Origin of the sequence: Providencia sp. M-27, from assembly GCF_011077905.1 — a bacterium.
In the GTDB taxonomy this organism is placed as follows: domain Bacteria; phylum Pseudomonadota; class Gammaproteobacteria; order Enterobacterales; family Enterobacteriaceae; genus Providencia; species Providencia huaxiensis.
The window spans coordinates 55,423-75,436 of the sequence record NZ_JAALBT010000008.1 but is presented as its reverse complement, the minus strand read 5'-3'; the positions used below and the strand labels follow the sequence as shown (position 1 = coordinate 75,436).

Sequence of the window (20,014 nt, the reverse complement as noted above, 5' to 3'; positions counted from 1 at the left end):
AATTTAAACTAAAATTCACAATCAGATGTTTAACTGTCCCGCCTAAAAAATAAAACGTAACCACATGTAAAATATAATAATTAAATAAACACTAATTTAATTGAAATTATTAAAACTTAAAAAACTCGATATGTTTCACATTTCCTTCAGAAACCACACTTAACAATGTTGCACAAAGTTGCAACATTAAGATAATGTGGTGTAACTTTTTTGATTAAAATGACTCGTGACCTAGAGGAATTAAGATGAGTAGCACTACAACTATGGGTGTGAGACTTGATGAAGCAACTCGTGAACGCATTAAAAATGCCGCTCAGCGTCTTGACCGCACATCACATTGGCTTATCAAACAAGCTATTTATAATTACCTAGAACAACTCGATAATGGCCAAGCCTTTCCAGAGCTATCACCCGGTATCGATGTAAAAGAAAATCAAACTTCTGATGAAGACACCACTGTTGAATCTAACTATCAACCATTCTTAGATTTCGCAGAGCACATTTTACCACAATCTGTAAAACGCTCTGCAATTACTTCTGCTTACCGAATTCCTGAAACACAAGCTGTGCCAATGTTATTGCAACAAGCACAACTCCCTACAGAACAAGCTGAAGCCGCTCATAAATTAGCGTATTCAATCGCTGAAAAACTGCGTAATCAAAAAAATGGCATCGGCCGTTCAGGCTTAGTTCAAGGTCTACTTCAAGAATTTTCACTTTCATCTCAAGAAGGTGTCGCATTAATGTGTCTCGCAGAGGCCTTATTGCGCATTCCTGATAAAGCAACGCGAGATGCGCTTATCCGTGACAAAATTAGCAATGGGAATTGGCAATCACACCTTGGCCAAAGTAGCTCAATGTTTGTCAATGCCGCAACTTGGGGATTGCTGTTTACGGGTAAGCTAGTTTCTACACATAATGAAGCAAAACTATCAACCTCACTTAATCGCATCATCAGTAAAAGTGGTGAGCCACTAGTGCGCAAAGGCGTTGATATGGCAATGCGCCTTATGGGAGAGCAATTCGTCACTGGCGAAACTATCTCCCAAGCACTCGCTAACGCACGCAAACTCGAAGATAAAGGCTTCCGATATTCTTACGATATGCTAGGGGAAGCCGCATTAACGGAAAAAGATGCGCAAGATTACATGGTGTCTTACCAGCAGGCTATCCATGCTATTGGTAAAGCATCAAATGGCCGCGGTATCTACGAAGGCCCGGGTATTTCAATTAAGCTATCGGCACTGCATCCACGTTATAGCCGTGCACAATACTCTCGCGTAATGGAAGAGCTTTATCCACGCCTGTTATCCCTCGTATTACAAGCACATCATTACGATGTGGGGATTAATATCGACGCCGAAGAAGCTGACCGCTTAGAAATCTCTTTAGATTTGCTAGAAAAACTCTGCTTTGAACCACAACTTGCGGGTTGGAATGGGATAGGCTTTGTTATCCAGGCTTACCAAAAACGCTGCCCATTTGTGATTGATTCAATTATAAATTTGGCTGAACGCAGCCAACGTCGTTTAATGATCCGCTTAGTAAAAGGTGCTTATTGGGACAGTGAAATCAAGCGCGCTCAAATGGATGGACTAGAAGGTTACCCAGTTTATACGCGTAAAGTGTATACTGACGTTTCTTATATTGCCTGTGCGCGAAAACTCCTATCGGTTCCCAATTTAATTTACCCACAATTTGCAACGCACAACGCACACACCCTCTCAGCTATCTACCAAATTGCAGGTAAAAATTATTACCCTGGCCAGTACGAATTCCAATGTCTACATGGAATGGGCGAGCCACTTTATGAGCAAGTTGTTGGTAAAGTCGCTGATGGCAAACTAAACCGCCCTTGCCGTATTTATGCACCTGTTGGTACACACGAAACTTTATTAGCCTATTTAGTGCGTCGATTATTAGAAAATGGCGCAAATACTTCATTTGTAAACCGTATCGCTGATGCCACTATTCCTCTCGATGAATTAGTTGCCGACCCAGTCAAAGATGTTTTAGAACTGTCAAAAACTGAAGGGCAAATTGGCTTACCGCATCCAAAAATTCCATTACCACGTGATCTGTACGGCCTAGAACGTGTGAATTCAATGGGGCTTGACCTATCAAACGAACATCGACTGGCTTCGTTATCAAGTGCCCTACTGAGTGCGGCTATGCAGCAAAAAATCGCAGAACCACTGTTAGGGGGTGATTTCCAAGCTTCGCAAGCGTTACCTGAAGCAACACCGATTACTAACCCGGCTTGTCATAAAGATATTGTCGGCCACGTTCGCGAAACAACAGAACAAGAAGCTGAACATGCATTAAATACGGCTAACGATGCAGGTACTATCTGGTTTGCAACCCCGCCTTCTGAACGAGCTGCTATCTTATTACGTGCGGCTGATCTAATGGAACAACAGCTACAGCCGCTGTTAGATATTTTAGTGCGTGAGGCAGGTAAAACCTACAACAATGCGATTGCAGAGGTTAGGGAAGCGGTAGATTTTCTTAATTACTATGCAACCCAAGTCAAAAATGATTTTGATAACAATACGCACCGTCCTTTAGGGCCTGTGGTCTGTATTAGCCCATGGAACTTCCCATTAGCAATATTTTCAGGACAAATTGCTGCCGCTCTCGCAGCAGGTAACACCGTACTCGCGAAACCGGCTGAACAAACACCATTAATCGGTGCTATCGCAGTATCTATTTTGCATCAAGCGGGTATTCCTCGCGATGTACTGCAATTTTTACCGGGTAAAGGTGAAACCATTGGCGCTCAACTCGTTGGCGACACTCGTGTTCGAGGGGTCATGTTTACTGGGTCAACAGAAGTCGCAGGGTTACTTCAACGTAATATTGCAGGACGCCTAGATGCACAAGGCCGCCCTACCCCTCTGATTGCAGAAACTGGCGGGTTAAATGCAATGATAGTTGATTCTTCTGCACTCACAGAACAAGTTGTCACTGATGTTGTCGCATCTGCATTTGATAGTGCGGGTCAGCGTTGTTCGGCACTGCGCATTCTATGTATCCAAGAAGATGTCGCAGATAGAACCATTCGTATGTTAAAAGGCGCAATGGAAGAGTGCCGCATGGGGAATCCAGAGCATTTATCAACCGATATTGGCCCTGTGATTGACCGTGAAGCAAAAGAGAATATCGATCAACATATTCAGAAAATGCGCAGTAAAGGGAAATCTGTTTTCCAAGCTGCATTTGAGAACCATGATGATCAGCAAGAACAAATGGAAGGAACCTATGTTAAGCCGACATTAATAGAACTTGATGATGTAAGTGAACTGAAAAAAGAGATCTTTGGCCCTGTTCTTCACGTTGTGCGTTTTAAACGAGATGAGCTAGAAGCACTCGTTGAACAAATTAACGCTGCAGGTTATGGGCTGACATTGGGTGTCCACACTCGTATCGATGAAACTATCAACCAAGTCGTTTCAAAAGCTAAAGTTGGCAATCTGTACGTAAACCGAAATATGGTTGGTGCCGTTGTTGGCGTGCAACCTTTTGGTGGTGAAGGTTTATCCGGGACTGGTCCTAAAGCAGGTGGTCCATTATATCTTTACCGTTTATTAAGCGAACGCCCAGATAATGCTGTTTCAAATACTTTAGAGCGACAAGATAGCCATTTACCTATGGATGCAAGTGCCAGAACTATTTTACTTGAGCCATTTGAAGCACTTACACAATGGTCTGAAAAACAAAACTCGGCTATTTCGCCTTCCGTAATTGAGCTATTTACACGCCATAGCCAAACAGGAACCACCCGTGTATTACCGGGCCCAACGGGAGAAAGAAATACCTATACCTTGCGCCCTCGTGGTTTGATTTTATGCCTTAGTGATAATGAACAAGATTGTTTAACCCAGCTAACCGCTGTACTTTCTGCGGGTTGTCAGGTGTTATGGCCAGATAGTGAGCTCCATCAGAAGCTGTTCAAATCACTGCCTGAAAAAGTGAGAAAAACCATATCGCTAACTAAAAACTGGATAGAAACTAAAGAGCCAATCGAAGGCGTTATTTATCATGGTGATAGCGATCAGCTAAAAGAGGTTTGCGCGGTAGTTGCACAACGTAAAGGGCCAATTATTTCAGTACAAGGCTTCGAACGCGGTGAAATTAATCTTCTGACTGAACGCTTACTTCATGAACGTTCACTGAGTGTCAATACCGCTGCAGCAGGCGGTAATGCTAACTTAATGACAATAGGATAATAAACAAAAAGCCTGACCTCGTTATCTACGATGGTCAGGCCATATATCACAGTATCTTTGTTTAAAAATATATTTGTTTAAAAATACATTTATCTCATAACAACAACAGTCATCGTTCCTATCAGATAAATGCTATCCCAGATACCTGCACGCTAAAAACATAAAAGGTGCCCATGAGGACACCATTGCTTAAAAACAACAATGAAAATAGCGATACTTATTTTCAATATGTCATTCTAATTATTGCGTTTTTCTGATTCCCAGAATAAATACTGTTCATATTTACGTAATGCAATATTGTAATTACTAAATGCAGAATCTGTCATTTTCTCACTTAACTCATCTTGAACTTTACTTGCAGTAAATTCTTTCATAGAAAAATTAGAGGACGATAACAGTTCGTCTAAACGGCGTAAGCGAACAACATATTCACGAACAGTACTATGGCTCATCTCAGTCTGTAAGAATAAATACTGTTTAAATGACATAATATCAAAATAATCAGTATTGCTATTGCAATAAATTTCACTACAAAAACGACAAAGTGCAGTAAATTTATCTTGCAGCTCCCCCCAGGCACCTTCATCGACCAATTCAGTCATATCAGCGATAGCTTCTTTATTTAAGATGTCATCGTTGAAAACTAAAGAGATGCGATCAAGAGTCTTGTGACAATGTGCACAATGAGTTTGGCTGTGTTTAAAATCTTTGATGTAACGACTCAGAGGCCGTTTCTTTACAATAGAAGCAGACATAATGGTAAAGCCCTGTGTGTAAGTCTAAATATAAAATTGTAACCAAATACATCAGGCTACATACATTGTATGCCCATAGCATTAATATAATATCTGCTATGTTGCATGGCGATATGGTGAACCCATATCATATATTCTTACTTTACCTTTAGTGAATTGATCACACTAAAAATGTACAGTAAGAAAAGTTATTACCCTTTGTTAAACACATTCTAACCCGTCTCTCGCTCTTTGGCGAATTTCTACGGTGAGTCAATTTTGGTATGAATTTGAGTTAGCGTCAACAAAATTAACTTAGTTGTCGTTAACTCTGTACACCTATCATTAACCATTAGTTAAGCGATACTGACATATTAGTTCGCTTAAAAACAAAGACTCTACCTGATAATTTCATCTGCGTACAAAGAAAATTTAATTTAAAAATCAAACTTATACTGATACAAAGGTTTTATTCTTAAATTTGTGAAGTAGCTCACTTTTCACATCTATAATTGCATCTTAAATGAACAGCCATTAATTCTGTAAATATTTCATAGTGAAAACGTATCATTCGACCGTAAATATTTTGTTACAAATAAACGATTTTTTAATACATTTAATTTCATATAAAAAATGTTATTTCGATATTAAAACGCTGATACGGGCACTCAGCATAGGTAAATCCACGTATTAAACATAATTCTATGGTGATGGCTGAAGCATAATTATTGCCAAAAAATATGTTTATTAAATTAAGAGACCGTAACGCCACCTATCCTTCTTTTGCAAACTCGCCTTTAACTTTTTTCTCTCTAACTTCAATTACGTTATCCACCAATCACTCTAAATATACGTAGAGCAGTCAAAGAGATACCATAACCGCATGATAAAAAAAGATTTACCTAAACCCATGAAGTTATATAGTGAGAATGCCTACAAATAAAATACGATAGCCTAATCAAATTAAAATTTAATTAGCTAGCTAAAATATTATTTTAGGATTTGTCACGTTTGATATTAAAAACATCTCTTATATACTCAATTCGTTATATAAATAAATAATTTTAATAAGGTTGATTATGAAAAAGTTAATTTTAGCTTGTGGTATGGGGTTATTGGCACTGACAATCACTGCTTGTTCGGAAGAAGAGAAAAAAGGCGAAGTTGCTGGTGCAACTGAAACTTGTAATGCTTACTTCGCTGAAGTTGATAGCTTAATTGCTAAAGCTTCAGAAAACCCGCAAGCAAAAGCTCAGCTAGATGCAATGAAAGGTCAGCTGGAAGAAGGTAAAAAACAAGTTGCTGCACTACCTAAAGATCAACAAGATAAAGCTTGCCAACAAGGTATTGATGCAATGAAACAGATGAAAACTGCTTTAGGTCTGTAATAAGCCCTATTCTTTTTATTCTGTAAGATCAAAAAGAGCCATTGTCATTATGGCTCTTTTTATTTTTTGAATATTAATGAGTTACAGTAAATATTAAATAACCCACACTAGATACCTAACAAAACAGATAAGAGGTTATTGGACCTCCCCCCTTTTAACGCTATTTTATAACCAAGTTCCAAAACGTTTGATATAAAATTGCTTCATCAGCTGAGCGACAACACAATAGCTCACTAATGTAAGTGCTAGCCATGGGAAATATTCTATTGGTAACGGTTGTAATCCTATCATTTCACCAAATGAAGAAAATGGAATATATAACCCAAGAGCCATAATTAACCCCGTTGTTAGCATAACAGGTAGTGCCGCAGTACTTTGTATAAACGGTATTTTTTGTGTTCTTAACATATGAACAACTAGCGTCTGTGAAAGTAACCCTTCAACAAACCAACCCGATTGGAACAACGCTTCATGAGCAACACTATTCGCTTGGAACACGTACCACATTAGTGCGAAAGTCGTAATATCAAAGATAGATGATGTTGGCCCAATCCAAATCATAAAGCGGCCGATATTTTTTGCATCCCATTTGCGGGGGCGCTTTAAAAACTCTTTATCCATTTTATCCCATGGCAATGCAAGCTGGGAAATATCATACAGCAAGTTTTGAACGAGCAAATGAATGGCTAGCATCGGTAGGAAGGGAATAAATGCGCTCGCAATTAATACAGAAAATACGTTACCAAAGTTAGAGCTCGCGGTCATGTTTAAGTATTTAATAATATTACCAAAAGTCTCTCGTCCTTTAATCACCCCTTGCTCTAATACCATCAAATCTTTTTCAAGTAGGATAATATCCGCAGACTCCTTAGCAATATCCGTCCCTGTATCAACTGAAATTCCCACATCAGCATCACGTAACGCAGGCGCATCATTGATCCCATCACCAAGAAAACCAACCGTATGTCCATTAGCTTGTAACCGTTTTAAAATACGGGATTTTTGCAGCGGTGTTAATTTACAGAAAACTGAAACCTGTTCAACTTTTTGGCTCAACCCTTCGTCTGTCAGCTCTTCAACCTCTAAGCCGGTCATGATTTCACTGATATTTAAACCAACATCATGACAAATTTTTTCAGTAATAATCGCATTATCACCCGTCAACACCTTAACCGTCACACCATTTTCACGTAGTGCAGCAATAGCTGAAATTGCACTTTCTTTTGCAGGGTCAAGAAAAGTTAAAATGCCTTGTAATTCTAACTGATACTCAGCTTGAGCCGAAAGCGGTAAGCTGGCTTCCGCTTTATTCAAATGACGAGTAGCGAGTAACAATACACGAAATCCCTGTCTGTTATAGTCACTCACTAGCTCAGTAATTTTTGTTCTTGCTTGGTCATCCAGTAAATGAAGCTCACCATCTTGTTGGTAACTTTGGCAAACAGCTAACATTTCCTCAGCCGCTCCCTTACAAATAAGTAGGGCTTCACCTTCCGGTGTTCTCACAGTTACTGACAATTTGCGTCGAATAAAATCAAAGGGCAATTCATCAATTTTCTGGAATGCTTTTAGCTGCTCAACTTCGCTGTTACCTCTACCTCGACGGATAATAGCCTGATCCATCATGTTCTTAGCACCACTTTGGTGAAAGCTGTTTAGCCAGGCTAATTGCAAAATTTTACTATTTTTCTGCCCATTACTATCTAAATAATGTTCTAAAATAATACGATCTTGCGTTAATGTTCCCGTTTTGTCCGTACACAGCACATCCATCGCACCAAAGTTTTGTATCGCATTTAACCTTTTGACAATCACCTTGTGTTTCGACATGGCGATTGCCCCTTTGGCTAAGTTTGAGCTTACAATCATCGGTAACATTTCGGGCGTTAGCCCCACGGCAACAGCCAGTGAGAATAATGTCGCTTCGAACCAATCTCCTTTTGTAAACCCATTGATAAGCAATACAATTGGTACCATGACTAACATAAAACGGATCAATAACCAACTGACACTATTCACACCACGATCAAACGATGTTTGCGCACGGCTTCCCACAATCGATTTGGCCAGTGAGCCTAAATAGGTTTTTCCGCCCGTTGCTACTACAATTCCACGCGCTGTACCACTGGTAACATTGGTTCCCATTAAGCAGATATTTGAAATTTCTAACAATTCATTTTCTGTTGGCGATACAGGTTCTAAACTTTTAGCTGAAACATCACCCAATGTGTCATATTTTTCTACAGGTATTGATTCCCCTGTTAGAATGGCTTGGCTGATAAACAAGTCTCTTGATTCAACAAGTTTTAGGTCAGCAGGAACCATATCTCCTGCGGATAACAACACAATATCCCCAGGGACTAGGCATTTAATTGGTACCTCTTTTCGAACAGAACGCCCCGTTTTATTATCACGCCGAAATACAGTCGCTGTCGTACGAACTAAGGATTTCAAGGCTTCTGCGGCTTTATTGGTTCGATACTCTTGCCAAAAACGTAAAAATCCACTCAATAAAACCATCGTGACGATAATAATCACCCCGGTTAAATCTGTTTCTTCGCCTTGACGTTTGGGAATAACATAATCCGTAAAAAAGCTCACAATGGCTAATATAATCAGTACGAATATGAATGGATTTTTAAAAGAAGAGATCAATTGTTTCCATGCTGGAGGGGCTTTTTCATGAGCAACTTCATTTTCGCCTTCAGTAACAAGGCGATCCATTGCCTCATTCTCTGGTAAGCCTAATAAATTTGTTTGATATTCATTGAGCACTTGCTCAATGTTTTTACTCGCTTGTTCGCCAACAATAAATTTTTGGCGTGCAGCCGCTTTGACGCTTTTGCGCGGTTCTCTTATTTCAGTCATAACGTTGTCTCGAATACAACACTCGTGATTTTTACGCTATCCAACTGAAATAAAATTAAATTATTATCAGTAGGATAGCTCCAATTTATATCTCCATGACGGAGGGTGGTCGTCCATTTCAGCTCCTATAGTGAGTTAATTTAAAGTCATCAGGCAGGTAGCTCTGATGCCACTTTCCAATTGATAGCACTAACACTTTGCTCAAGACTTATTCTGCATACCAATGCTTCAATTTCTTTTTGCTCGGCAGGTGTCGCGAGAAATTCAGCACACACTTCCAGCTGTTCAGGTTTCAATGTGTCTGCGCTGCTTAACGATCGCAACCGAATATGTAATCCGTTAATTGCTTGTAAAATAAGTGTTCTTACTAAGATTTCATCCGTTTGATGGCACATGACACGAATTTTATAACGTTGTTCTACATCGAGTGCTTGCTGTTGTGGTTGCTTATTAATTCGTGAAGCGGCTTCTCTTAACAAAATATTGGCGCATAAAATTAATAACGTCGCCATCAATGCCAGAGAGTATTGCCCTAATCCACATAAAACACCGATCCCCGCAGAACACCAAAGTGTTGCCGCAGTGTTTAGCCCTCGGATGTTCATGCCTTCACGCATGATTACTCCCGCCCCAAGGAAACCAATTCCAGACACCACTTGAGCGGCAATACGCCCGGGACTATCTGGTGATGTCGTTACAGAACTTAAAATAAACACGGCTGCGCCAGTTGCAACCAGTGCATTCGTTCTCAAACCCGCCATTCGTTGACGCCATTGGCGCTCAGCACCAATTAATGCACCAAAACACATAGCAGACAGTAAATTTAAAATATCAGGGGAAAAAAGCATGATAATCCCTCCAAAAATAACTTGGATAATGATTTATATGCTTAATAAAAAGCATATAGCTATATTTTGAGTAAAATAAATTACTCAAAAACCATTAGCTATTGCCTGGAGGAAATAGAGAATAAATATATACCAACATGATACACACTCAATACAGCTATAATACGCTATTTAATTAAATACAATTATAAGGGAGTAGTGTGATGAGGAAACATCAGATACCGCCCGCCGTCGTGGCAAGCAGCAAAAAGAAAAGAAGATTACTGGCTTGCCATTAAATTAAGTTTTTATTCCAACTCTGACTGTCCAAGTAATAATCTCCTAAGTAAAAGATGGGAGGAGTATAAGTGGGGAAAATTATTAAGTAAAGAACAAAGTGTCCATTAAATTGAAACTTATCTTTCAACTGGCGTAACAAAAATCCCTTCATCACCTTCTTTTTCATTAAAGAACCAAATACCTTCAGGGTAATCAGGTAATGCAATTAAATACATTATCCCTTCATTAAAAGGTTCGATAAGTAAAATAGTACCTTCTCGGCGCTCTTCTCCGTCTGTTTTTACATAAACACGGTCATTAATATTCATAACACTCTTTTCCCAACAAAATAAGTTAACCATAAATGTAGCGCATACGAAAAAGCCCGTCATTAAAAATGACGGGCTTTAGAAAATCAGTTAAGCAATTAGCTTAGATAGCAGTTACGTTAGCAGCTGCTGGGCCTTTTGCACCGTTTTCAATGGTGAATTCAACTTGCTGACCTTCAGCCAGAGTTTTGAAACCATTGCCCTGAATGGCAGAGAAGTGGACGAAAACGTCTTTGCTACCATCAGCTGGAGTGATGAAACCGAAGCCTTTAGACTCGTTGAACCACTTAACTTGACCTTTCATTTTGTCGGACATTTGACTTTTCCTATATAACATCAAAAAAACTTGCCTTTTGGCATATACGGGCCAGAGTCAACTATTTAATCAGGGAAACACCAAGATGAAGCGTCACGGTCAAAGGCTATCTGTGATAACTTTTTTCTTTAGAACACACTAACTCAGTAATCATACATCAAATAGGACTGCTAAACAGGCCGATACTCATTAACTCATGACTTAAAGATAATAGCAACTATTTTATACGAGCAAACCTGAAAAATATGCCGTTTTTTCGATTACATCACTTTTATCGACTATAACGTTAACAAAATCGTTGCATTTAGTTGATAATTTAAAGAAAACTTTAATTTAAAAAGCCAGCAACTCACTCTATGTCAGTAAGAATTATCTGATACGATGACAATCTGTGTAAATATTTTTTTTAACTGATATATAACAATCTCAATTGCTCGTGATACCCTCCTAGTATAGATATCTGACAGAGAGTTATACACATGGATATTATCAAACAAATACTCGTCGAAGATTTGGATACCATCAATAAACGTGAAAACCGTGATGGGAAACCTTATTTTAATAGCCAATTTCTTGCCAATCACCCTTATTTATGTGTCGGCATGGTTGCAGCTTATGTCCCTCTTGCCATTATTCTTTGGTATGCCCCTTATTTTGGCCCTTATTGGGCTCTGGGTATCACCATCCTCTTTATTGTGTTAGCCAGTGTGCTACTTTTTGACATTAAGCCTGTTTATCATTTTGAAGATATTGGTGTGCTAGATTTACGTGTTTGTTATAACGGGGAATGGTTTGTCACTGAACCAGTTTCTGATAATGCAATAAGCAAAATTATTGATTCACAAGATGTTAGCCCTGCTATCAAACAAGAAATATCACGTTTAATTGCTTTAAAGGGAATGATTTCATTTTATGATATCTATCACGTCGCTTACCCTGAAGTTTCTCCGCAATTACCTGGCACGCTTGCGGCTCAAAATTAATTCAATATCAATTAACTAGAGTAAAACTTCATCATAATGTGCAGTGAATGAACAGTTAGATATTTTTTCTGTTTTTATGATTGACAGCCTGAGATGATATCGTTAATATTCGCCTCGTTCTCAGGAACAAGCAATTCCTCCATAGTTCAGTCGGTAGAACGGCGGACTGTTAATCCGTATGTCGCTGGTTCAAGTCCAGCTGGAGGAGCCAAATTTAAAAAGCCCGCTTAATGCGGGCTTTTTGCTATCTGTCTTTACTTTCTGTTTTTGCTCTCTGTTTGATATATCCCTTACTACTGCACTGCGCTGCATTGAAGCATTCACCTTTATTATCAATTACCCCCTAGCATCTTTTATAAGCCGCATAATATGGGCCAAACCATCACTTATTGGGATAGATAATCACCAAATCGATTACTTAACACTCACTTGGCTATTTTTTTCGTTTTTGTGCTTTACAACAGTGTACAGGATGGGTAATATGCGCCTCGTTCTCAGGAACAAAGCAATTCCTCCATAGTTCAGTCGGTAGAACGGCGGACTGTTAATCCGTATGTCGCTGGTTCAAGTCCAGCTGGAGGAGCCAAATTTAAAAAGCCCGCTTAATGCGGGCTTTTTGCTATCTGTATCTATCTGAAAATTTCACTTATTAATATTGCTCTGCTTACTACTCTTATTGTGTTTCCAAAGCAGATACTAAGCGCCTACCATAAAAATAAAACGTTATTCTTTCTCTAGAAAAAATTGTTTAATCGTCTGGCGCAGCCATTGATGTGCAGGGTCTCTGTCCAACCTTGGATGCCATGCTTGCACGATGAATATCGATTCTAACTCCAAGGGAAGTTCAATCTCAACCAACGGCAAATTAACACTCTTTACCCCTTGCAGCACATGACGAGGGAGCGGCAAAATATAATCAGAGTTCATTGTTAGCATCATGGCTGAATGAAAGCTAGGTAAGGTCAACACAACATTGCGTTGTAATTGAAGGTCGCGTAATGCGTCATCAATTGGCCCAAGCGTACGCCCTCTGCGTGATACGCTGATATGCGGGAAATGTGTTAAACTTTCAGGCGTCACCTGCCCGATAATCGGGTGCCCTGGGCGAACTAGTGCCTGAAAAGTGCTGGTGAATAAGCTCTGAGCCTTAATTTCAGGGTGCCAATCTCGGGAAGAACCGATAACTAAATCTACCTTACCACTACGCAAAGAATCATCTTCTGTATCGCTTTCTGCGATAAAAACTAAACGGCTTTGTGGAGCGAGTTCCCTCAGCTTTTCTAATAACCCGCCTCCTAAAGCACCAATAAAAATATCATTCGCACGAATAACAAATGTTCTTTCTAATGTTTTTGGATTGAATAATTCGTCAGGATCAATTAGCGCTTCTGCTTGAGCAATAATATGGCTAAGTTGTTCTTTTAGTTCTAATGCTCTCGGTGTTGGTACTAATTTACGCCCCGCCCTGACGAGGATCGGGTCATTAAATTGCTCACGAATTCGCCCTAAAATTCGGCTCATAGCGGGAGCACTTAAATTCATTTTTTCGGCTGCCCCTCCTACACTCCCCTCTTCCAATAATAAATTCAACGCATAAATCAAATTGAAATCAATTTTTTGTGGCATTTATCCTCCTCGCCCCTTTGCAGCCCTCCTTATTAGTGGATTGCGTTTTATGCAATAATTTAATTACATCATTTCATTTTAAACAATTTAGTAAAGTTTAGATACTACTGCTGAAAAATGACAGAACAAATTTTTAAATAGCAGGAGTTTGAAATGGTTGATGCGTCTATCACGCAGCCCAAAAAAAACAAATGGATAGCCAGCGCGAGTGAGATCAGTGGTCGCACATGGATGGGGCTATTTGGTGTTTTTTTAGCGGTAATGGCGAGTGGCGTGGGAGAAAACGCCAGTAAATTCGCTCTAGGCGATATTCAGGGCGCAATGGCATTAAATATCGATACTGGCAGTTGGTTAATCACTTGTTATGTAACCGGTTTTGTAATTGGTTCAGGATTTACGCCTTGCTTTTGGCCGACATTCTCACTACGTCGTGTGGCTCTTGTTATGTGCTCTATTTATCTGATTGGCGGGTTAATTACACCATGGCTTGGAGACCATTATGCCCTTCTATTGACAATACGTAGTTTACAAGGCTTTGCTGGCGGCGCTCTCCCACCGATGTTAATGACGGTAGTGCTGCGTTTTATGCCTCCGCTTATTAAAGTTTTAGGTTTAGGGGCTTATGGCTGGGTTTCTGCCTGGAGTGCTACTTTTGGTGCCACTGCAGCCGCTTTTGCCTTCCACTGGGGATGGAGTGGATATTTTTATTGGAATTTGCCTCTTATGGCGATAGCCACCATCTGCATTGGCTTTGGTTTGCCGCAAGACCCTCTACGCTTAGAACGACTCAAACAGTTTAACTGGCGAGGTTTACTTCTGGGTGGAAGTGCTCTTGCCATGCTCACTGTGGGGATTTCTCAAGGGGAACGCCTTGATTGGCTAAATTCATCATTAATTTATGTTTTATTAATTGGTGGCCTTGGCCTATTAGCCCTGTTTTTGATAAACGAGTGGTATCACCCATTACCCTTTTTCAATTTACAGTTACTTGGCAAACGAAACCTGTCGTTCTCATTAATCACCCTGGGTGGTGTGTTGTTGATTATGGTTTCTTTGGTGAATATTACCTCTGGCTATTTATCGGCTATTCAAGGGTATCGCCTAGAACAAACCTCAGACATGATGCTATGGGTATCACTTCCACAACTCATTACGCTCCCTATCATTGCCATTATTTGTAATACCCCAAAAGTTGATTGCCGTTGGGTACTCGCCATGAGTTTACTTTTGATGGCAGCCGCTTGTGTTCTCGCATCGCAGCTGACTCCTGATTGGAATGGCGACAACTTTAGAATGATTTCCCTCTTGCAAGCCGTAGCACAACCCATGGCCGTCATTCCGCTGTTGATGATGGCAACAGGTGGGTTATTGCCCACTGATGGCCCCTTTGCTGCGGCTTGGTTTAATGCCGTTAAAGGTTTTGCGGCAACGGCTGCTGGGGGAGCAATCGCCCTGTTAAGCCGCCAGCGAGGCGATTTCCATTCGGGCGTAATTGCTGACAGCTACGGCAGTACTTATCGCGATACTGCCACAAACTCTATCGGTGAACTCACTAAACTCGCCTCAAACCAAGGGCATGTTTTAGCTAGCTCAGACCTATATTTGCTAGTTTCTGGTTTGGCACTGTTATTAACCGGGCTAATTTTAGTGATGCCGACTCGTATTTACCCACCGCGGTCTGTTGCCGCTGCTTAGTTATTGATTATCAGGAAATTAGAATGAGTAAGATCAAATTAAAAATTAATAAAAATGTCGCTCTGGCTATCACCGCTATTGCTGTTTTGATGGGAGGGTTATTAATTAATAAGTTCGCGATTAAAAAAACCGCTCAAAATACCAATGATGCCTATATCCGTGCAGATATTTCACGTATTTCACCACAAATTTCAGGCGTAGTGACCGAAGTCCTTGTACAAGATAACCAATGGGTTAAAGAAGGTGAATTATTAGCCGTCATTGACCCTAGAGAATTCACGGTTGCACTTTCTCAAGCGGCTGCACAAGAGCAATCCGCTCACGCACGTCAAGATGATGCAAAAGCCAATTTAACACGTCAGCAAGCCTTGATCGCTGCAGCAGAAGCCCAACTACAATCGGCAAAAGCTGAACTGCAATTTGCGCACCAAGAAAAAATTCGCTACCACAAAATGGCAAATACCGGTGCTGGCTCACAACAAGCTGCACAACAAGCAACCACACGTGTACAAACAATGACAGCAAGTGTTGCACAAGCCGAAGCATCATTAAAAGCAGCCAAAAATATGTTGCAAGTATTAGAAGCAAAACAGGCCGATAGCAATGCTGAATTGACATTAGCACAAGCTAAAAAAGAGATGGCCGAGCTTAACCTCTCCTACACCCGTATTACTGCGCCCATTGGAGGCATAATTGGTAAAAAAAGTTTGCGTGTCGGTGAGTTTGTCAAGCCAGGTGATGCCTTAATGGCCATAGTTCCCCAAAACAAGCTCTACATCATCGCGAATTATCAAGAAACTCAATTGGAAAATATTACTCACGGCCAAGTTGTTGATATCAGTATAGACACCTTCCCAGGGAAAATATTGAAAGGCTATGTTGACAGTATTGCGCCAGCGTCTGGTGTAAGTTTCTCCCCCGTAGCCCCAGAAAATGCGACAGGTAATTTCACTAAAATTGTACAGCGTATACCTGTAAAAATTATTTTTGATAGCAACGCCGACCACGCTGCGATGATGGATGCATTACGTGTGGGCATGTCCGCAGATGTCACCATTAATACACTGGATGGGAGCCGCTGATGAACAAAACTGGGCTACCACACAGAACTCAGCAACTTTGCCCACCGAATGGTGGGTTGTTTTAAATTTATCAATGAACGGATGGCCCCAAAACCTCGCTGCTTGCCAAAGGGGATTGGAAGAAAGGGGAATCTAACTTTAAGAGCGCTATTTAGGTCGCTTATTAGGAAATAATCATGATTAATAATGTATTGTTAGCGGTCGACAGCTTTGAAAATAGCAGTAATGCCCTTAGCTTTATGCAACGCATGGCTGGCTGCGTCAGCAATGTCATTGTATTAACTGTTGTTGATAATACCTTTGCACTAAGCTGTACTGGATTAACTAAAGAGAGTGATGAGTGGGATGAATACCCTGCCGCGCAAAAAGAAGAAGCTTTGGCACAAAAACAGTTAAAAGAAGTCACAACCGCCTTAAACAACATGGGGTTTAAAGCCGAAGGGCTACTCGCGGCGGGTACACCTATCAATACCATCCCCAAGAAAATGGAAAAGTATAATTGTGAGTTATTAATCATTTCTCATCGTCATCTTTCTTCACTTGGGCGCTGGCTTAATACCTCGGTGACTCGTAGTTTACTCGACGATATCACCCGACCCGTTCTCGTCATTCCACTGTAGATATTTCTGGTAAATGATATCCAGCTATTACCCAGTGGTTAACCGCAGTTAGCCACTAAAATCAAAATAATATACAGCCCATCAACACAGATTTGTGACACGCCTTTCGTTAGTGTATCGCTTTGATTTATCACCACTAGCCTATTTTCGATCAAACTTCCGACAGTTCGCACAGATAACAGGCAAACAAACATTTTTTTCGCTATTCTCCTTTGACAATACAGTAAGAGAAAGCTAATATCCTCTGCGTACCAAGGAGTTCCTCCATAGTTCAGTCGGTAGAACGGCGGACTGTTAATCCGTATGTCGCTGGTTCGAGTCCAGCTGGAGGAGCCAAAATTTAGAGAAACCTGCTTAAGGAAACTTAAGCAGGTTTTTTGCTATTAAACGATTTGAATAATTAACCTATTTACGTCTTTTGCGCGATCTGCCTCTGAAATACGCTATAATCGCGATTTCTCATAGCTATTTTTTCACTTTACCTTTATCATTCTATTCCGGCTTGAGCACTCGCTCATCATTCACTCTTCCCTTATGGAGCCGGTTTAATGACAACTGTAACTACCCTAACGATCCGCCGCCCTGATGATTGGCATGTTCATTTTCGCGATGATGATATGTTAAAAACGGTCGTTCCCTATACCAGTGAATTTTTTGGCCGTGCAATTGTCATGCCGAATTTAGTTCCGCCAATCACAACGATTGAAGCCGCAAAGGCTTACCGTGAGCGCATTCTAAAAGCAGTTCCCGAAGGGCATCAATTTACCCCTTTAATGACTTGCTACCTTACTGATAGCACAGATCCTACTGAAGTCATTCGTGGGTTTAACGAAGGGGTATTTACGGCCTGTAAACTCTACCCGGCTAATGCAACAACTAACTCTAGCCATGGCGTATCTGATATTAAAAAGATTTACCCCGTATTAGCAGCAATGGAAGAAGCAGGAATGCCACTGCTTATCCATGGTGAAGTCACTGCAAGCCATATCGATATTTTTGACCGAGAAGCGCTGTTTATTGAACAAGTTATGTTGCCACTACGGGCACAGTTCCCAAAACTGAAAATTGTTTTTGAGCACATAACCACCAAAGAAGCGGCTCAGTATGTCCAAGAAGCAAATGAATTTACAGCTGCAACTTTGACACCTCAACATTTAATGTTTAATCGTAACCACATGTTAGTTGGTGGTGTAAGACCGCATTTATTTTGCTTGCCTATTTTGAAACGAAATGTGCACCAAGAAGCACTACGTGCAGCCGTTGCTTCAGGGTGTGAGCGTTTCTTCCTTGGTACCGATACCGCACCACACATACAGTCACGTAAAGAGTCTTCCTGCGGTTGCGCTGGGGTCTTTAACGCTCCTACTGCATTAGCGGCTTACGCAAGTGTTTTTGAAGAACTCGGGGCTTTAGCACATTTCGAAGCTTTTTGTTCATTAAATGGCCCTAAATTCTATAACTTACCCGTGAATGAAGGAACCATCACGCTAACTAAAGAGCAAAATATCATTTGTGAATCGATTGACTGCTGCAATGATAAATTAGTTCCTTTCTTAGCAGGAGAAGACGCTCGCTGGACAATTTCTCTGGGCCAGTAGTGAACACGTCAATGGGAAGTTAAAATGACTTCCCATATCATTATTAGCTAAGTAGGATAAAAACATAATTTACTGACTTAGCATGGTCAATTAAAGATCAATAAATTGATTTTCCTTGTGTATTTTCACAATTGATGACACTTGCCGACGAACATAATGATTCACTTTATGCATTTTCTGTCATATAAACAAAAAAAATGTTTTATTTGCTTTATTATTGGTGAAATCTCCTTATACTGAAAGTGGACTCATCACGAGATCATTGCTCTTAGTCAGTTATAGATATTTATTATTTATCACGATGTTTGATTAGGAGGTTTATATGAATAAAAAAAATGATGTCATTCAAACCCACCCAGTAGTTGGCTGGGACATCAGCACAGTCGATGATTACGACGCTATGATGTTGCGTTTGCACTACCTCCCTGAACAAGATAAACACACAGGTGACGCTATTGTGGATAAAACCATGTGGCTAACGACTGATGTGGCTAAACAACTCATTCATATTCTCCAAGCTGGCGTAGACAAGATAGAGTCAGGTGAATATGTCGAGCTTGGTTTTAAAACACACTAGGGAAATAAATGGATATTAGTGTCACTAATATCCATTTATTTATATATTCATCCATATGGGTAATTATATATCCTTATATAATTACCTTATCAATTAATTAATAATTTGCAATTGTAAATAAGAACACTATTTATTGTTTTTATTAATCCTTGGTTGACTTCTCTATCAATTCCAATTTATTGTAAGATATCTTCTTGAACAAGGATGTTCCAATGCGAATATTAGTTATTGATGAATGTTATTATACACGTCTTGGCATTACAGAATATTTATCCAAAAATAAAAAACTCGAATTTATTAGTACAGGATGTATAAAAGAAGCCATTGGTTTTATAAACACAGAACTACCAAGTATTATATTAGTGAATCTTACATACTATTGTAATTACTCTAATTACTGCCCTATCCTACAGCAGTTATTAAACAATGCTAATAATACACGTTTTTATATTTATATAAATGCCCCTTACCCACAAACAAACAACCCATTACTATTAAAAGATAATTATTTCATCCTATCAAAAAGCATTATTATTCAAACGCTTGATAGAGTTATTCAAGACCATGAGCAAATCGAAAAAATTACCAAACTTGCTAATAATATAGATTCATCCATTTTTACAATTAAAGAACAAAACATTATTAATAATTGGATGAATGAGACGCCTAATCATATTATTTCTCGAAAGTTAGGGATCAGTAACAGTACTGTTTATTCACAAAAAAGGCATATAGCCTCGAAAGTTTTCGTCAAAAATAGAATTGAGTTATTTTTTATATATAATGTATTTAAATATTTATATTAAAAATGTTTTAATTTAAATTGACTGAAACAAAACTAAAAGGCCTGACTCCGTTTAAAT

The 20,014-nt window shown here is 39.7% G+C and carries 15 protein-coding genes and 3 tRNA genes; 12 read left to right on the top strand and 6 right to left on the bottom strand.

The window, feature by feature from the left end; translation table 11 throughout:
* Positions 1-245 precede the first annotated feature (245 nt).
* Entirely contained in the window at positions 246-4,229 is a 3,984-nt protein-coding gene (gene putA, locus G6Q48_RS13000) for a trifunctional transcriptional regulator/proline dehydrogenase/L-glutamate gamma-semialdehyde dehydrogenase (RefSeq protein ID WP_166266859.1), read from the top strand.
* A gap of 236 nt (positions 4,230-4,465) precedes the next feature.
* On the opposite strand, the gene fliZ is transcribed toward putA, so the two are convergent.
* On the bottom strand, positions 4,466-4,984 hold the full coding sequence (gene fliZ / locus G6Q48_RS12995; protein ID WP_102139567.1) for a flagella biosynthesis regulatory protein FliZ: 519 nt from the start codon (positions 4,982-4,984) through the stop codon (positions 4,466-4,468).
* 1,058 nt (positions 4,985-6,042) lie between these two features.
* Between fliZ and G6Q48_RS12990 the strand changes: the two genes are divergently transcribed.
* Positions 6,043-6,351, top strand: coding sequence for a DUF5339 domain-containing protein (locus G6Q48_RS12990; RefSeq protein WP_102139566.1), 309 nt, complete (start codon positions 6,043-6,045; stop codon positions 6,349-6,351).
* A gap of 165 nt (positions 6,352-6,516) precedes the next feature.
* Here the strand turns inward: G6Q48_RS12990 and mgtA are convergent, their stop codons facing one another.
* From mgtA to cspE, 4 genes are all read right to left on the bottom strand, one after another.
* Entirely contained in the window at positions 6,517-9,219 is a 2,703-nt protein-coding gene (mgtA, locus tag G6Q48_RS12985; RefSeq protein ID WP_166266857.1) for a magnesium-translocating P-type ATPase, read from the bottom strand.
* A gap of 149 nt (positions 9,220-9,368) precedes the next feature.
* Positions 9,369-10,067, bottom strand: a complete 699-nt coding sequence (locus G6Q48_RS12980; RefSeq protein ID WP_042847948.1) for an MgtC family protein — start codon at positions 10,065-10,067, stop codon at positions 9,369-9,371.
* A gap of 395 nt (positions 10,068-10,462) precedes the next feature.
* Positions 10,463-10,654, bottom strand: a complete 192-nt coding sequence (dsrB, locus tag G6Q48_RS12975; RefSeq protein WP_181489861.1) for a protein DsrB — start codon at positions 10,652-10,654, stop codon at positions 10,463-10,465.
* A 103-nt stretch (positions 10,655-10,757) separates the two neighbouring features.
* Positions 10,758-10,970 (bottom strand): transcription antiterminator/RNA stability regulator CspE, encoded by a 213-nt coding sequence (gene cspE, locus G6Q48_RS12970; protein WP_004909801.1) that lies wholly within the window; start codon positions 10,968-10,970, stop codon positions 10,758-10,760.
* A gap of 479 nt (positions 10,971-11,449) precedes the next feature.
* Between cspE and G6Q48_RS12965 the strand changes: the two genes are divergently transcribed.
* The 3 genes from G6Q48_RS12965 to G6Q48_RS12955 all read left to right on the top strand — a co-directional run bounded on the left by G6Q48_RS12965 (position 11,450) and on the right by G6Q48_RS12955 (position 12,539).
* Positions 11,450-11,953, top strand: coding sequence for a YlaC family protein (locus G6Q48_RS12965; RefSeq protein WP_166266855.1), 504 nt, complete (start codon positions 11,450-11,452; stop codon positions 11,951-11,953).
* 135 nt (positions 11,954-12,088) lie between these two features.
* Positions 12,089-12,164: transfer RNA gene (locus G6Q48_RS12960), tRNA-Asn, on the top strand.
* A gap of 299 nt (positions 12,165-12,463) precedes the next feature.
* Positions 12,464-12,539, top strand: a tRNA-Asn gene (locus G6Q48_RS12955).
* A 137-nt stretch (positions 12,540-12,676) separates the two neighbouring features.
* Here the strand turns inward: G6Q48_RS12955 and G6Q48_RS12950 are convergent.
* Positions 12,677-13,579: a LysR family transcriptional regulator gene (locus tag G6Q48_RS12950; RefSeq protein ID WP_102139562.1), complete on the bottom strand. Its 903-nt coding sequence runs from the start codon at positions 13,577-13,579 to the stop codon at positions 12,677-12,679.
* 153 nt (positions 13,580-13,732) lie between these two features.
* Between G6Q48_RS12950 and G6Q48_RS12945 the strand changes: the two genes are divergently transcribed.
* From G6Q48_RS12945 to G6Q48_RS22060, 7 genes are all read left to right on the top strand, one after another.
* On the top strand, positions 13,733-15,274 hold the full coding sequence (locus G6Q48_RS12945) for an MFS transporter (RefSeq protein ID WP_102139561.1): 1,542 nt from the start codon (positions 13,733-13,735) through the stop codon (positions 15,272-15,274).
* A gap of 23 nt (positions 15,275-15,297) precedes the next feature.
* The gene (locus G6Q48_RS12940; protein WP_166266853.1) at positions 15,298-16,356 is read left to right on the top strand and encodes an HlyD family secretion protein; all 1,059 of its coding nucleotides are present in this window, start codon (positions 15,298-15,300) and stop codon (positions 16,354-16,356) included.
* Between the two features lie 176 nt (positions 16,357-16,532).
* Complete coding sequence (locus G6Q48_RS12935) at positions 16,533-16,976, top strand: universal stress protein (RefSeq protein WP_166266851.1); 444 nt, start codon at positions 16,533-16,535, stop codon at positions 16,974-16,976.
* A 260-nt stretch (positions 16,977-17,236) separates the two neighbouring features.
* Positions 17,237-17,312: transfer RNA gene (locus G6Q48_RS12930), tRNA-Asn, on the top strand.
* A gap of 212 nt (positions 17,313-17,524) precedes the next feature.
* Positions 17,525-18,574: a dihydroorotase gene (gene pyrC / locus G6Q48_RS12925; protein WP_166266849.1), complete on the top strand. Its 1,050-nt coding sequence runs from the start codon at positions 17,525-17,527 to the stop codon at positions 18,572-18,574.
* Positions 18,575-18,896: 322 nt separating this feature from the next.
* Positions 18,897-19,151, top strand: a complete 255-nt coding sequence (gene bssS, locus G6Q48_RS12920; protein WP_004909784.1) for a biofilm formation regulator BssS — start codon at positions 18,897-18,899, stop codon at positions 19,149-19,151.
* A 212-nt stretch (positions 19,152-19,363) separates the two neighbouring features.
* Positions 19,364-19,957, top strand: coding sequence for a LuxR C-terminal-related transcriptional regulator (locus G6Q48_RS22060; RefSeq protein WP_181489862.1), 594 nt, complete (start codon positions 19,364-19,366; stop codon positions 19,955-19,957).
* Positions 19,958-20,014: the final 57 nt, after the last annotated feature.